The 15422-nt window shown below is 48.0% G+C and carries 18 protein-coding genes; all 18 read right to left on the bottom strand.

Annotated features, from left to right (window positions below):
- Positions 1-9: 9 nt before the first annotated feature.
- On the bottom strand, positions 10-900 hold the full coding sequence (locus ACTNA4_RS07380) for a polyprenyl synthetase family protein (protein ID WP_441025365.1): 891 nt from the start codon (positions 898-900) through the stop codon (positions 10-12).
- Positions 890-1192 (bottom strand): exodeoxyribonuclease VII small subunit, encoded by a 303-nt coding sequence (xseB, locus tag ACTNA4_RS07375; RefSeq protein ID WP_427807971.1) that lies wholly within the window; start codon positions 1190-1192, stop codon positions 890-892. The genes ACTNA4_RS07380 and xseB overlap by 11 nt, the downstream gene beginning before the upstream one ends.
- Positions 1193-1195: 3 nt before the next feature.
- Entirely contained in the window at positions 1196-2464 is a 1269-nt protein-coding gene (gene xseA, locus ACTNA4_RS07370; RefSeq protein ID WP_427820429.1) for an exodeoxyribonuclease VII large subunit, read from the bottom strand.
- Positions 2465-2495: 31 nt separating this feature from the next.
- Positions 2496-2891, bottom strand: coding sequence for a transcription antitermination factor NusB (gene nusB, locus ACTNA4_RS07365; RefSeq protein WP_427807975.1), 396 nt, complete (start codon positions 2889-2891; stop codon positions 2496-2498).
- Between the two features lie 15 nt (positions 2892-2906).
- Positions 2907-3290 (bottom strand): Asp23/Gls24 family envelope stress response protein, encoded by a 384-nt coding sequence (locus ACTNA4_RS07360; RefSeq protein ID WP_427807977.1) that lies wholly within the window; start codon positions 3288-3290, stop codon positions 2907-2909.
- Positions 3291-3395: 105 nt separating this feature from the next.
- Positions 3396-4988, bottom strand: coding sequence for a peptide chain release factor 3 (locus tag ACTNA4_RS07355; RefSeq protein WP_427807979.1), 1593 nt, complete (start codon positions 4986-4988; stop codon positions 3396-3398).
- A gap of 156 nt (positions 4989-5144) precedes the next feature.
- Positions 5145-5759, bottom strand: coding sequence for a SpoIIIAH-like family protein (locus tag ACTNA4_RS07350; RefSeq protein WP_427807981.1), 615 nt, complete (start codon positions 5757-5759; stop codon positions 5145-5147).
- Between the two features lie 21 nt (positions 5760-5780).
- On the bottom strand, positions 5781-6350 hold the full coding sequence (locus ACTNA4_RS07345; RefSeq protein WP_441029346.1) for a stage III sporulation protein AG: 570 nt from the start codon (positions 6348-6350) through the stop codon (positions 5781-5783).
- A complete protein-coding gene (locus ACTNA4_RS07340; protein WP_441017715.1) occupies positions 6337-6642 on the bottom strand; it encodes a stage III sporulation protein AF in 306 nt (101 codons plus the stop codon). The genes ACTNA4_RS07345 and ACTNA4_RS07340 overlap by 14 nt, the downstream gene beginning before the upstream one ends.
- Positions 6643-6658: 16 nt before the next feature.
- Positions 6659-7852, bottom strand: a complete 1194-nt coding sequence (locus tag ACTNA4_RS07335; protein WP_427807987.1) for a stage III sporulation protein AE — start codon at positions 7850-7852, stop codon at positions 6659-6661.
- A 50-nt stretch (positions 7853-7902) separates the two neighbouring features.
- A complete protein-coding gene (locus tag ACTNA4_RS07330) occupies positions 7903-8289 on the bottom strand; it encodes a SpoIIIAC/SpoIIIAD family protein (protein ID WP_441017719.1) in 387 nt (128 codons plus the stop codon).
- Positions 8290-8326: 37 nt separating this feature from the next.
- Entirely contained in the window at positions 8327-8521 is a 195-nt protein-coding gene (gene spoIIIAC / locus ACTNA4_RS07325) for a stage III sporulation protein AC (RefSeq protein ID WP_427807991.1), read from the bottom strand.
- 24 nt (positions 8522-8545) lie between these two features.
- Complete coding sequence (locus ACTNA4_RS07320) at positions 8546-9067, bottom strand: stage III sporulation protein AB (protein ID WP_441029344.1); 522 nt, start codon at positions 9065-9067, stop codon at positions 8546-8548.
- On the bottom strand, positions 9052-9975 hold the full coding sequence (gene spoIIIAA, locus ACTNA4_RS07315) for a stage III sporulation protein AA (protein WP_427820433.1): 924 nt from the start codon (positions 9973-9975) through the stop codon (positions 9052-9054). The genes ACTNA4_RS07320 and spoIIIAA overlap by 16 nt, the downstream gene beginning before the upstream one ends.
- A 103-nt stretch (positions 9976-10078) precedes the next feature.
- On the bottom strand, positions 10079-12166 hold the full coding sequence (locus tag ACTNA4_RS07310) for a polyribonucleotide nucleotidyltransferase (protein WP_427820434.1): 2088 nt from the start codon (positions 12164-12166) through the stop codon (positions 10079-10081).
- A gap of 251 nt (positions 12167-12417) precedes the next feature.
- Positions 12418-12684, bottom strand: a complete 267-nt coding sequence (rpsO, locus tag ACTNA4_RS07305; RefSeq protein WP_427807999.1) for a 30S ribosomal protein S15 — start codon at positions 12682-12684, stop codon at positions 12418-12420.
- Between the two features lie 128 nt (positions 12685-12812).
- Positions 12813-14456, bottom strand: coding sequence for a Na/Pi cotransporter family protein (locus ACTNA4_RS07300; protein WP_427808001.1), 1644 nt, complete (start codon positions 14454-14456; stop codon positions 12813-12815).
- Positions 14457-14468: 12 nt separating this feature from the next.
- On the bottom strand, positions 14469-15398 hold the full coding sequence (locus tag ACTNA4_RS07295; RefSeq protein WP_427808003.1) for a bifunctional riboflavin kinase/FAD synthetase: 930 nt from the start codon (positions 15396-15398) through the stop codon (positions 14469-14471).
- Positions 15399-15422: the final 24 nt, after the last annotated feature.

Genomic DNA, 15422 nt, shown 5'->3' with positions numbered 1-15422 from the left:
AACACCTCATTATTTTCTCCTATGTACCAGTTCCTGAATCAGCCATGTCAGATAAGGATTCTCAAGATTCAGACTCTGAAGCAGCTCCACTGCTTCTTCCGAGATTCTTTCTACGTCCTTTGCCGCCTCATCCAGACCTTTTATGGTCACATATGTCGATTTTTCATTCTTTTCATCGCTGTGGATCGGTTTCCCGAGTTCTTCCTGCGTGCTCGTCACGTCCAGGATGTCATCCTGGATCTGGAATGCAATTCCCACATCCGATGCGATCTTCTCCACCGTTCTTACCTGTTCCTGCGTAGCACCGGCAAGCACTGCACCGATCATCATAGCACTTTCAATGAGTGCTCCGGTCTTCAGCTCATAGATGAAGTTCAGCATCGCTTCGTCCAGTCCCTTACCGCAGGATGCCACATCCACAACCTGTCCGCCGATCATTCCGTAAATTCCTGCCTTTTCTGCCAGGATCTTAAATGCCTTCCCAATCTGAAGGCTCTTTTCGGGAGCAATGTCAAATGCTTTCACTGCCGTCTCAAACGCATAATTGAGCAGTGCGTCTCCCGCAAGAATTCCCATCGCTTCCCCGTAAACCACATGGGTCGTCTTCCTGCCCCGGCGGTATTCGTCGTTATCCATCGCCGGCAGGTCGTCGTGAACCAGTGAATAGGTGTGGATCATCTCCAGTGCCGCCATAAATGGCTCCACGACTTTTCCTTCTCCGCCAAAAAGGCGGAAGGTCTCCTGCATCAGCATGGGGCGGAGACGCTTTCCTCCCGCCGTCACACTATACGCCATTGCTTCCATGATCTGCTTCTGATATCCTTCGGCAGCCGGCAGATACTCATCCAGGATTGCCTCGATCTCATTTACTTTCTGCTTCATTTCTCCACTAAAATTCATGTGTTTCTCCATTCTCCTCTAATATCAGCACCTGTTTTTCTACTTTATCGATTTTATCACTGCACCGTTTCAACATCTCCATTCCGCTCTGGTACAGCCGGAACGATTCCTCCAGCGATGTCTCGCCGCTTTCCAGTTTGTTCGTCACATCGTCCAGCTTCTCAAAGAGTTGCTCCAGTGTCTCTTCCGCTTCCTGTTCAGCTTCCTTCTCTTCCTTGATCGGTCCTGCCTCTTGTTTCCATTCTTCTTGAAATTTTTCTTTCGGCACTGCCTTTTTCTTCGTCTCTGCCACCCTTTAATCCTCCTTCCGGACGTCTCTGACCTGTGCGTGGATCACGCCATCGGTCACATATATGTTGAGGAGCTCCTTTTCTCTGACATCCGCAACGCGTCTGACCGTGCGTCCGTCCTCCCGCTGCACATAGGAGAATCCCTGATTCAGCCTGTCAAGCGGTGATGCCCCCTTCATCCGCTCGATCCTGAGAGCCAGCCTATGCTTTGCATCTGTCAGCTGCCTTCCCATGTCGGCGTGAAGGAGCTCTTCGTATTCGTCTACTTTATCCCGGAAATCCCTGATTCTGGCGTTAAATGCCTCCGGAATCAGTTCTTCGTAATCCGCAAGCTGCTGTCTCAGATCCAGAAGTCTTCCCCTGGGACTTAGATACCCCATCTTTGCCTGATATGTTTCCAGCACCAGGCGCGTCATATTCAGCTTCTGCACGAGGCTCCGGTGCATCTTGCGTGCATAATTCTCCATCTTCTCATCCACTTTGCGAATCTCACAGACCGCAAGTTCCGCCGCAGCCGAGGGTGTCGGCGCGCGCAGATCCGCCACATAATCAATGATTGTCATGTCCGTCTCATGTCCCACGGCCGAAATGACCGGAACTGTGCTTTCAAATACGGCTCTTGCCACGATTTCTTCATTAAATGCCCAGAGATCCTCGATGGAGCCTCCGCCTCGTCCGACGATCATGACATCCACCTTCTTCTCCTCCAGCATCCGGATTCCTTTCACGATACTCTCAGCGGCACCTTCTCCCTGTACCAGCGCCGGGTAGAGGATAATCTGCACATAAGGATTCCGCCTTTTCGTAATATTAATGATATCACGCACAGCCGCTCCCGTCGGAGCCGTCACCACGCCCAGTGTCCGCACGTAGGGCGGGATCGGCCTTTTGTATTCCGGCGCAAACATCCCCATTTCTTCCAGTTCCTGCTTCAATGCCAGAAAACGTTCATAGAGCAGTCCTGCCCCGTCCAGACGGATTTCCTTCGCGTAGAGCTGGTATTTCCCGTCTCTCTCATAAACGCTGATGCTTCCAAGGACAATGATCTGCTGCCCTTCCCTCATACGAAAAGAAAGTCCGCTGCGTTGCCCGGCAAACATGACACAGGCAATCGTCCCGGACTCATCTTTTAAAGAAAAATATATATGTCCCGAAGTGTGATATTTTACATTCGACACTTCACCCTTCACATAAATTCGATTCAGCATAAAGTCCTGCGCAAACATATTTCTGATATACGCATTGACCTGCTTTACTGTATATACATTCTGCATGATCTCTCCTGCACCGAAGACCGGGTAAGACTTAAGCAAGCTTTCCCAGTACTCCGTTAATAAATGCCGGCCCTTCATCACCTGAGAATCTCTTGGCAAGCTCTACGGCCTCGTTGATCGCTACTTTCACCGGCACATCGTCATCGAATTTCATCTCGTAGACAGCAAGCCGCAGAATAGAAAGATCCACCTTATTCATTCTTGTTGTCTTCCATCCGGTCGCATTCTCATTGATCATCGCATCGATCTCACATACTTTTTCGGCAATCGCTTTTGCCTTTGCCAGCATATAGCTGCGATCCTTCTCGCTCACCTCATCCAGCTGGTCAAGATACAGCTCCAACTGCTTCTCGATCTGTTCCTCCTCCGTGAATTCCAGTCCGAAAATCATTTTGAAAATATGTTCTCTCAGTTCACTTCTTCCCATCGTCTCTCTCCAAATTTATTCTTCATCCGGCATATCCACGCCTGCTACACGGATGTTCACGTCCGCTACGGTAAGGCCGGTCATATTTTCAATTGCTGCCTTTACTTTCTCCTGCACCTTCATGGTCGTCTCTTTAATACTTCTTCCGTACTTCAGATTCAACGCAAGAGAAACGGTCACGATTCCTTCAAGCACATCTACTTTCACACCCTTGGAAAGGCTCTTCATACCAAGCTTCTCGATCAGTTCTCTTGTAGCGTTGCCTGCCATGGAAGAAACGCCTTCTACTTCCATTGCCGCAAGCCCAGCAATGATCGCAACCACTTCATCTGCGATCTGAACAACGCCTAGATTCTCATCGGTTTCAATTGTATATGTGTTTCTTTCTTCTTTATTCATGATAAGCCTCCTTCAAAATTCATCTGTATACTCAGTTCATCCGCCCCTTATCGGGGCACATTCTACTCATACTATATCACATTTTCCATGCGTTGGAAAGAAGAATTATGAACGCCCGAACTCGGATAATACCAGGCCTTCATTTCGCTCCAACACCATACGGATGCTCCAGCTGTTGACAAAAAGCAGGAGCGGCCGGTCTTTCAGATCCTTGATCTTCTTCATATCAGAGGTACCCACCAGCCTGTCCATATCAATGTTATCATTTTCAATCCACCGAATATGCTCATACGGAAGGGTATCCATGCGGATCTCCACGTTGTATTCATTTTCCAGACGGTACTTCAGCACATCAAACTGCAGAACCCCGACCACCCCTACGATGATCTCTTCCATACCGGTATTGAATTCCTGGAAGATCTGAATCGCGCCTTCCTGAGCGATCTGATTGATTCCCTTGATAAACTGCTTTCTCTTCATGGTATCCACCTGGCGCACTCTTGCGAAATGCTCCGGTGCGAAGGTCGGAATTCCTTCGTATGCGAATTTCTCCGGAGAATTGGTGAGAGTGTCTCCGATGGAGAAGATTCCCGGATCAAACACACCGATGATGTCTCCTCCGTATGCCTTGTCGATCATCTTTCTCTCGCTCGCCATGAGTTGCTGCGGCTGGGAGAGACGGACCTTTTTGCCGCCCTGAATGTGATACACATCCATTCCCGCATCAAATTCACCGGAACAGATCCGCATAAACGCGATCCGGTCCCGGTGTGCCTTATTCATATTTGCCTGAATCTTAAATACAAATGCAGAGAATTCTTTCTCTTTCATCGGATCAATAAGCCCTTTATCGGACATTCTCGGGAGCGGAGAAGTCGTCATCCTAAGGAAATGCTGAAGGAATGTCTCCACACCAAAGTTCGTGAGCGCAGATCCGAAAAACACCGGCGACAACTCTCCTTTACTTACCAGTTCCTGATCGAACTCGGCACTTGCACCGTCCAGAAGTTCGATCTCCTCCTCCAACTTCTCGTACTGTTCCTGCGTCACGATCTGCTTCGCTTCCTCACTGTCGATCGGCGCCTTTCTTACTTCTCCTACCGTCGTTCCTTTCTTCGTATCTGAAAAGATTTCCAGTTCTCTGGTATCCCGGTCAAACACCCCGCGGAATTCCTTTCCCGATCCAATCGGCCAATTGATCGGACAAGTGGCGATCCCCAGTTCTTTTTCAATGTCATCCAGAAGTTCAAAGGTGTCCATCGCCTCACGGTCCATCTTATTGATAAACGTAAAAATCGGAATGTGGCGCATTACACATACTTTAAACAGCTTCCTTGTCTGCGCCTCAACACCCTTGGAACCATCGATCACCATGACCGCCGAATCCGCTGCCATCAAGGTACGGTACGTATCCTCCGAGAAATCCTGATGTCCCGGAGTATCCAGAATATTGATGCAGTATCCACCGTACTCAAACTGCAGTACGGACGAAGTTACCGAAATACCTCTTTCCTTCTCAATCTCCATCCAGTCTGAAACAGCATGCTTCGCTGTCGCCTTTCCCTTGACCGAACCGGCCTGGTTAATGGCTCCTCCGTAAAGCAGGAACTTCTCGGTCAATGTCGTCTTTCCGGCATCCGGATGGGAAATAATTGCAAATGTTCTTCTTTTCTTTATTTCATTCGTAAAATCTGCCATGGTATACTCCTGTTATTCTATAATGTAGTATTCGTTCTTTCTATCTATTTATTCAACTTTTCTCACTTAATGAGGTCATTTAATTAGTCTACCACATCTTATTCCAAAATAAAAGAGAGAAGTTGTTGGGGATGGCTCTGATTCCACAAATTAAGCTCATTCATTCTCCCCGCTATGGATCGGAGTGATCACAATATTTGCCGCGTTGATCCCTGCCTTGCGTGTCACGATGTCTTCGATCTGCGCGCGTTTGGCTTCCGTGAGGTCACTGCTGTTCACCACAACATCTGCCGAATCCTCGGAAAGGCTGACGACTGCCTCGCTGAACCCTTTGCTGGCCAGTAGAGTTTCGATCGTCACTTCTTTTTCTGCCAACTCAGTCATCTGCACCATCTGCGCGATGGCATCTGCTTTCTGCTCATCGCTCACATTTGCATCATCGATGATTGCCTGAAGGGTTTCTTTATTTTTCGCCCGTACCTGCTCCCGGCTGATCTTTGCCTGTGCCACTACGCCGCTTGCAGTTCCGCTGGTAAGAACCGCTTCTCCCGGTGTACCTTCCGTTTCCGCATCGGACACTTCTCCGTCCGTCTGAGATGTATCTTCGTCAGAAATATCCAGAAGTTCCGTGCTTGCAAGTGTACTGTCCGCTTCCTCGGCCGTACTGTTTTTTCCAAATATTTTTCCGGAGTAATTAAGATAACCGGCCACCGCGATCATAACTGCAAGTGCCGCAATGACTATCTGATTCTTTTTGAATATTCGTTTCACTTTCCTTCCTCCTGTTAATATTTATTGATTGCGCTTCATTACTTTAATTCTATGCGTGTCTACCGGGAATAATGCCTGGACAGCCTCGGTTATATTTTCGATCACCACGGCATCATCTCCCCCATCCGCAATCACCAGAACCCCTTCAATAGCGGGGCTCAGTTCTTTCGCAATGTAAGGCGTCTCATTGCTCCCGTTTCCGGTATAAACGGAGGTTTCCGAGGAACTGCTCCTTTTCGACGAACCGGATTCATTTTCTCCGCTCGTCTCGCTGGAACTCTCTCTGTCTTTTTCCACGATCTTCTCCGAAGAAGCAGAAAGCGTGATCATCACGGACACTTTTCCTACTCCCTGCACCTGCACCAGTGCATCCTCCAGCCTCCGTTCCAGGCGTCGGACGTACGCCTCATCGTCGGTGCTTCCGGAACTCGCTGTTTCGTCCTGTACCTCTTCCTGCTCTTCTTCCCCTTCTTTTGGGACCGGGATCGCGATCACGACCAGCAGGATCCCGACAAGCAGAAGGATCAGCCACTGCTCCTTTTTCCCGAAGAACTTTTTTATATATTGTAGATACTCTTTATTCTTCTCCATCCTGCTCCTCCCCGGAAAATGAATAGACAAAATCTTCCAGACCCTCGGCCTGCTCTCGGATCTCCTCCAGTTCCTTCCAGTTGTCATCACTTACAGACGCCCGCATCCTGCCTTCAAATCCGGCATCTATGACTCTCATGACCGGTGTCAAAAGAAGGATGACCAAAATCAGCCCACAGAAGAAACGAATATATTTTTCATAGCTTCTGTTCGGGATCAGCTGCAGGACAGCCGTTACCAGCACCATGTAAAATGCCAGATTTCGAAGCCATTCATAAAAATAGTTGAACATCCTGTGTCTCCTTTCTTCAACTGGTGGATGCCGCCGTCACTGCAATGGTCACCAGAAAGAGGATTGAAGTTGTGAAAATGATGCTAAGGAGCATCCGGCAGGCATTTCCCATGCTGGACAGCACTTCCACGATCCTTTTATCGGAAATCGGCTGAACCACAGCTGCCATCGCTTTATAAAGAATCGTCAGCACGCCCATATTCAGGATCGGGAGCAGACAGATTCCAACCGCCAGCACCGCTCCCGCCATCCCGACCGCATTTTTGATCAGTACCGCTGTTCCAAGTACTACTTCCGTCACCCCGCCTATGGCATCCCCGATTCCGGGAAGCATTTCGGCACCTTTTGTCCAGACACTCCGTTTCACCTGATCAATTGCAGGACTTAAGATTCCCTGGATCACACTCACTCCGGTCACACAGGCAAGCATCGTCTTCATCACCCAGGAGATCAGCGTCTCCAGAAGTTCCCCTGTTTTGGAAAGATATTCTTCACCGGACAGATAGTTCAGGATCTGCACCATCAGATAAACGTGCACGAGCGGGAGAACAAACCGCACGATCACCAATTCCACCAGATAGATCAGAATCAGGATGAGCTGATAGAATCCCATTCCGGAAACACTACCGGTCGCTGCCGTCATACACAGGAAATAGGCAGGAGCCAGAACCTTCATAAAGGTCAGAAGAGTTTCCAGCCCCTGTTCGACCGTTTCCGTGGTAGAAGAAAATCCGGTCAGGCAGACAGCAATCAGAAGAATATAGACGATATAAAATGCGCAGTCCGCGATCTGGCTGCTTTGAAACACGCCGGAGAAATTGGTGAAGACGGCTGCAACGATCAGGAGCAGAAGCATCTGCAGCATGGCGGGTCTGTTTTCCCTCACAAGACCGAACAGAGTATCCGCGACGAAATCCACAATCAATTCCGGGGAAATGGTTTGCTCCCCGTCCATCATTGCCTGCACCACATCTCGGAACCGGACTTTTTCCCGCGAATATGCCTCTTTTAAGACACGGTCGATCTGGTCGGTATCCAGTTCGTCGAACAGACTCTCTGCTGCATCCTCACTTAATTTCGCAGCGTCTTCCTGCGTCACCCTTTCCTGTGCCTCCTCTCCCTCGGCGTGTACCGTGCCCGTGACTGCAATCAGCAGAGCCACGAAGAGAACATACATTCCATGCCGCATGCGCCGTAGTATTCCTGTCATCTTTCACTCCTTCCCCATATTCCCAATCCCATACTCTTTTTCCCGGGCCTTCAACCGAGGAATCCCTGAATCGTGACCAGAAGTGCTTCCAGTACAGGCATACTGAGAGCCAGGATCGTCAGCTTTGCAAAGATTTCGATCTGCGATGCGATCGTCTGGTATCCTGCATCCCGGCAGATCGCGGAAGCAAATTCCGACACATAAGTCACCCCCAGCATTTTGAGAATTGCTTTCATATAGCCATTGTCCACTTTAACAAAACTACCGATGGTATCAAATGCCTCTTTAATCACCTCCAGCCTTCCGCTCATTCCAAAGAGTAGAAACAGACTGACGGCAATCCCTGTGTATATACCGTATTCCGCTTTTCCGCTTTTGAACTGCAGGGCAAGGAGCGTCCCCACTACCCCGATTCCTGCAATCTGCAGTATGTTCATCCGAATGCCTCCCTTCTAAAAACAGTCCGGCTGTTTTCTACAGTGCAAATAATCTCCTGATATCTTCAAAAAGCTCATACACATAAGGGATGATCCAGAACAGTACCAGTATAAGGCCCGCAAAACTGGTCAGAAATGCCTGTTCCTCCCGCCCGCTGTGTTTCAACACCTGACTGAGCACCGACACCAGGATCCCGACAGCTGCGATTTTAAAAATCAGATTAACACTCATGAATTCCTCCTCCGATTTCTTTTGTCACATAAGCAGGATCACAAGGAAAAGTCCTGCCGACACCCCCAGCAGATTACTGAGACGCTGTTTCTCATATAAAATCTTCTCTTTACGGCCTCTCCGCTCCTCCAGTCGTGTGACGTACCAAATAAGTGTCTGCTCCTGCATACGGATATCCAGATGATTCATCTGATATCCAACCTGCGAAAGCTCGTTCATTTCCTCCGAATCTAAAGGAAGTGTTCCCAGAATTTTCCGCGTTCTGTTCTCCCATAACGCTCCTAGCTGCACTGCCCCCTTTTCCTGCATTTCCCTGGCCATTTCACGGAGCCAGAGGCTGTACGGACTGCGGCAGTATCTCGCTGTACGGAGAAAGATTTCCGGGAGCGGTGCTTTTGTATAGGAAATCTCTCCGCCGATCTCCCGGATCAGCTGTTCCAGACAGTGCATTTCCTGGATCTGCCTTCTATACTCTATACCTTGAAAATACCCCAACCCCGAAGAAGCCGTCAGAATGCAGAGACATCCGATCAGTTTCCACAGCATATCCGGTTCCCTCTGTCATCATAAATTCCTTCGATTTCTCCCGTCTTTCCACTTTCTTTCATCACCACATACCGTTTAAAATCATGACCTTCCCAGAAACGTTTCAAGAACGGCTTCTCACGGATTTCCTCCAACGATGTTCCGTGAACCGTCGCAAGCATGATCGCGCCACAGTGCATGGCATAGGATACGGCCTCCACATCTTGAGCGGTTCCAATCTCATCCACGGCCACGACCTGCGGAGACATGGATCGGATGAGCATCATCAACCCTTCCGCTTTCGGACAGTTATCCAGAATATCGGTCCGTTTTCCCACCTGATTCTGTGCCACTCCCTGATAGCATCCTCCGATCTCGGACCGTTCATCCACCACTCCTACATTTTGCCCTGCAAGATAGGCATTCCCATCCGATATCTGCCGCACCATATCCCGAAGAAGTGTGGTTTTGCCTCTCCCCGGCGGCGATATGATCAGCGTGTGACAAAGGCGCCCATTTTCCAGCACTTCCGGAAACAGCCGGTCCGCACATCCTTTCACTTCATGACAAATACGGATATTAATAGAAGAAATATATTGAAAATTGCGCACATGTCCTCCATCTGGTATAATTTTTCCGGATATTCCCACCCGATGGCCGCCATCGATCGTGAGGAACCCCTGTTTCATCTCTTCTTCATAGGCATACAAAGAATAGTTAGCTATGTATTCCATCGTTTCTCTCAGCTCTTCGCGCGTCACAATATGCGCAAACAGCTTTTCCTCCCCATCACATCGGATCACCAATGGCTGTCCTTCCCGGAGTCGGATCTCCTGCAGCGTTGCAAAATCAATTCCTTCATTCAATATGATCCCGCGGATCCGCTCCGCAAGCACTCGGATAATCTGGTTTTTCTTCTCTCTTCTCATCTTGTCCACCTCTTTAAACCAAATATATGGGCAAAATGCCGTATTTATGCTAAAAAAAGAACCCTTCATCTCTGAAGAGTTCTTTTCTGTTTCAATTTTATCTTTATTCAGCTACATCTTTGATACTAAAGCTGAGACGTCCCATCTTGTCCTTTCCGAGGCAGACAACCTTCACATGGTCGCCCAGTGTCAGGACATCTTCCACATGTTCAATTCTCTGCTTAGCGATCTTGGAAATGTGAACCATTCCTTCCTTGCCCGGAGCAAATTCAACGAAAGCACCGAATTCCTTGATGCTGACAACGTCACCTTCCAGAACCATTCCTGCTTCCAGGTCGGTCACGATGATTGCAATCATCTTCTTCGCTTTTTCCATGTTTTCAGCGTCGGTTCCGCAGATTGATACGTTACCGTCATCGGTGATATCGATCTTTACGCCCGTCTTTTCGATGATCGCGTTGATGGTCTTTCCTCTCTGTCCGACTACATCGCCGATCTTAGAAGGATCAATACTCATTTGAATAATCTTCGGAGCATATTTTCCAACCTGCGGTCTCGGCTCGGCGATCGCTTTACTCATGACTTCGTCCATGATGTAAATTCTAGCCTGTCTTGTACGTGCAATCGCTTCTTCGATAATCGGTCTTGTCAGTCCGTGAATCTTGATATCCATCTGGATCGCTGTGATACCTTTCTTGGTTCCTGCTACCTTGAAGTCCATGTCTCCGAAGAAGTCTTCAAGTCCCTGAATATCAGTCAGTACCAGATAATCATCGTCCGTCTCTCCGGTTACCAGACCACAGGAAATACCTGCTACTGCAGATTTGATCGGTACACCTGCTGCCATCAGTGACATAGAAGATGCACAAACGCTGGCCTGTGAAGTAGAACCGTTGGATTCAAATGTCTCGGATACGGTACGGATCGCATACGGGAATTCTTCCTCTGACGGGAGTACCGGCACCAGTGCTCTCTCAGCCAGTGCTCCGTGTCCGATTTCACGTCGTCCCGGTCCTCTGGAAGGTCTGGTCTCACCTACAGAGTAAGACGGGAAGTTGTAGTGGTGCATATATCTCTTGGATGTTTCTGCTTCATCCAGTCCGTCCACTTTCTGAGCCTCTGAAAGTGGAGCAAGTGTGGTAACGGTACAGATCTGAGTCTGTCCACGGGTAAACATTGCAGAACCGTGTACTCTCGGAAGCAGATCTACTTCTGCTGCAAGCGGGCGGATCTGATCAATTGCTCTTCCGTCCGGACGCTTATGATCTTTGAGGATCATCTTGCGGACTACCTTCTTCTGATACTGATATACTGCATCCGGAAGTTTTGCCAGCCATTCTTCATTGTCTGCAAATGCTTCTTCCAGTCTTTCTGTCACTTTGCGGATATTCTCTTCTCTGGTCTGCTTGTCATCGGTAAATACCGCAACTTCCATCTCTTCCGGTGTCACGATCTCCTTCATTGCATCAAAGAGCTCTTCCGGTACAGCGAAACTTACATAGTCATGTTTCGGCTTTCCGCACTCTGCAACGATGGTTTCGATAAATGCGATCACCTTCTGGTTCACTTCATGTGCAGCGAAGATCGCTTCGATCATCTTATCTTCCGGAACTTCATTTGCACCGGCTTCGATCATGATAACCTTTTCCTTTGTAGATGCAACCGTCAGTGCCAGATCGGATTTCTCCTTCTGTGCTGCAGTCGGGTTGAAAACAAACTCTCCGTCAACCAGTCCGACCTGCGTAGATGCTGTCGGTCCGTCAAACGGAATGTCTGAGATTGCTGTTGCGATTGCAGAACCAAGCATTGCGGTAAGTTCCGGTGCGCAGTCCTGGTCTACAGAAAGAACCAGGTTCTCTAAAGTTACATCATTTCTATAATCCTTCGGGAACAGTGGTCTCATCGGACGATCGATTACACGGCAGGTAAGAACCGCATTTTCGGAAGCCTTTCCCTCTCTCTTGTTAAATCCTCCCGGGATCTTTCCAACGGCATATAATTTCTCATTGTATTCCACACTAAGCGGGAAGAAATCGATTCCTTCTCTCGGCTTGTCTGATGCAGTTGCTGTTGACAGCACAACCGTATCACCATAATGCATAAGCGCTGCTCCATTTGCCTGCTTTGCTACTCTACCGACATCAACGCGGAGAGTTCTGCCTGCAAGCTCCATTTCAAATGTTTTATACATGCTATTCTTCCTTTCTACTATTCACTATATGTCACCGGCAGCCTTTTCCGAAACTACTGAAAAACCCATCTTCCCCTCCGGATACAGATACGCTTTTCAGTGGTCTCGGATCTACATACTGCCACAATCTTACACATTATATCACAGCAAGTCCTTAGTTGCAAGGGAAAAGTGAAGAGGGCGGCTAGCCACCCACATAAAAAGAGAGCACTCCACCCAGTGAAATGCTCTCTTTCGCTTTATGATCAGAATTACTTTCTCAGACCTAATCTTTCAATCAGTGAACGATATCTTTCAATATCATTCTTCTTAAGGTATGCAAGAAGTCCTCTTCTCTGTCCAACCATCTTAAGAAGTCCTCTTCTTGAGTGGAAATCCTTCGGGTTAGCTTTGAAGTGGTCGTTCAGGTCATTGATTCTTGCTGTAAGAATAGCAACCTGTACTTCCGGAGATCCTGTATCTCCTTCTGTTCTTCCGTATTCCTTAATAATCTGTTCTTTCATTTCTTTTGTGATCATTTGTCACTACCTCCTGATATATACTAATAATTGCCAGGTATTAAGCAGCGGTTGGAGATTCCATCTGCCGAACACCGGTTTTCACACCGCTTTAATATATCACAACAGCCGTATGAAGTCAAGCACTTTTAATCATCATCGTCACTGTAATCGTCCGGCTGATGAATCGCAAATGCAATATTTGTCGCGTGGTCCGCCACACGTTCCAGACCGGATACCGTATCGGAGAAAATCATACCGCCTTCCGGTGTACATCTGTTTTTAGTAAGACGTTTTACATGGGCTCTCTGGAGCTTCTTCTCTTTCTCATCGATCGCATCCTCGAGATCCAGAATTTCCTGCATATGTTCCTGATTGTTGTGTGTGAACATATCCAGTGAGTAGTCCAGAATTTCCATAACCATCTCTGTCATATCCTGAAGCTGCTGTTTTGCCTTATCGCTGAGCTGTGCCTCTCCGTTCCTGATCATTTTGGCTGAATCGGCAAGGTTCTCCGCATGGTCACCGATACGTTCGATATCGTTTACCACGTGAAAGAGTGCTCCCACCATCTGAGAATCGGCGATCGGCATCTCCATCTCGCTGGCCTTCACAAGATAATCCGTGATCTTATGATTCAGGAAGTTGATATACCGCTCTTTCTGGTAGATCACATTGATCTCATCCTCGTTCGGATCACAGAGTGTTTTCATTCCAAGCTTCAGATTATCACAGGCAAGCTGTCCCATGTGTTCGATTTCCTGAATGGCATTCACTGTTGCGGTACTTGGTGTCATCATCTTTCCTTCTCCGATGTAAAGAAGTTCAAATTCATCTTCCGGTGAAGGATCTTTACCCTTAATAATCTTGTAAGTTGCTTTCACTACCCAGTTCATGAACGGGAACAACAGGATTACTTCTGTAATCTTAATGATCGTATGTGCGTTCGCAACCGCACGAGACGGATTGTTTCCTGAGAACTTCAGGATTGCCGTTGTAATCGGATCGGTCGCAATCATCAGTACGATGAAAATAATAAAGGATCCGATAATGTTAAACAGAAAATGAATCCATGCGGCCCGCTTTGCATCCTTCTTTCCTCCAAGGCTGGCAAGAAGGGCTGACATACAGGAGCCCATATTACATCCCAGGATCAAGAACGGACAGATGGCAAATGCCAGAAGCCCTTGTCCTGCCATCAGAATAATGATACCGACCGTAGCCGATGAACTCTGAAGAATGGATGTAATCACAAATCCAACCACGATTGCCATCAGCGGATTGGTCAGTGACTGGAGAAGTTCCATGACTTGCGGAGAGTTTTTCAGGGATGTCATGGCATCCCCCATGGTACTGAGTCCCATGAACAAGATACCAAATCCAAGGACCACCACACCAACTCGTTTGATATTGGTCTTTTTACAGAACATATACATGATCACGCCGATCATGACGAACAGTGGTGCAACATCCGAAAGATTAAATGCAATCAGCTGCCCGGTCACTGTTGTACCGATATTGGCTCCCAGAATGACTCCACTGGCCTGGTACAGATTCATGAGCCCGGAATTTACAAAGCTGACCACCATGACCGTCGTCGCACTGGACGACTGAACTACTGCCGTGAAAAGAATTCCCACCAGCATTCCAATAAAACGGTTTTTTGTAAAGAATTCAAGAATTCCCCGCATCCGGGCACCGGCTGCTTTCTCCAGTCCGTCGCTCATAAGCTCCATACCGAACAAAAACAGACCCAAACCACCCAGCAGCAGAAAAATCGTTGTGATATTCATATCGTTTTCTCCTTATCCTCTTTTGTGACGGAAATACTCTCTTCCATAAGAGATATCAGACTCTACCTGCTGCCGCATTTCTTCGACAGAGGCAAACTTTTTCTCAGGTCTGCGGAATTCGTAAAGCTGAATCTTCACATTTTTTCCATAAGCATTTCCTTCATAATCAAACAGATAGCTTTCTATCAGCATCCGCTTTTCGTCTGTTACCGTCGGCTTTACACCTACATTGCCGATTCCGTCATACCACACGCCGTCCAGCTTCACGCGGTCTATATAGACTCCGTTCGGCGGAAGCAGTTTCTCTTTGGCAGGATGGACATTCAGGGTGGGAAATCCCAGTCTTCTTCCAAGCTGTTTTCCATATTCCACAATTCCGGCAACCGTATAGGGATACCCGAGCATCTCGTTTACCACTTGCATATTTCCTTTACGCAATTCTTCTCTGACATAAGTACTGCTGATCTCACGATCTCCATACATTTCTTTCTCGATCACGAACAGTTCATAATCATATTCTCCGGCATATTCTGCCAGCATGTTCACATCACCGCGTTTATCGTGCCCGAACCGGAAATCGGTTCCGACCACAACATACTTTGCGTGAAACAGCCCGGAAAGAATGTCACGGATGAAGACTTCTGCCTCCATACTGCTGATTTTCTCTGTAAACGGACACTCCACAAGCGCATCCACCTCATCTTCCAGATGCATACGCCGTTCCTCGTTCGACATGATCCCATCTCTTGGCAGCCCCAGCCGCTCAAAAAGCGGTGTCATGTCAAAAGCAAACACAACCGACTTCACTTCATGCGCTTCCTTCAGCTGACGCACCTTATGAATCAGCTTCTGATGTCCGCGGTGAAGTCCGTCAAATTTTCCAAGTGTAATCGCTGTCCTTCCGTCTCCCCGGTAGGATGCAAGCCCTTTGAAATACTCCATTTCATTTCCTCTTTATGTCATAGT

The organism is Bariatricus sp. HCP28S3_A7 (assembly GCF_052066375.1).
Taxonomy (GTDB): domain Bacteria; phylum Bacillota; class Clostridia; order Lachnospirales; family Lachnospiraceae; genus Allocoprococcus.
The sequence above is the reverse complement of the archived record's forward strand: the minus strand, read 5'-3'. Positions and strand labels throughout refer to the sequence as shown.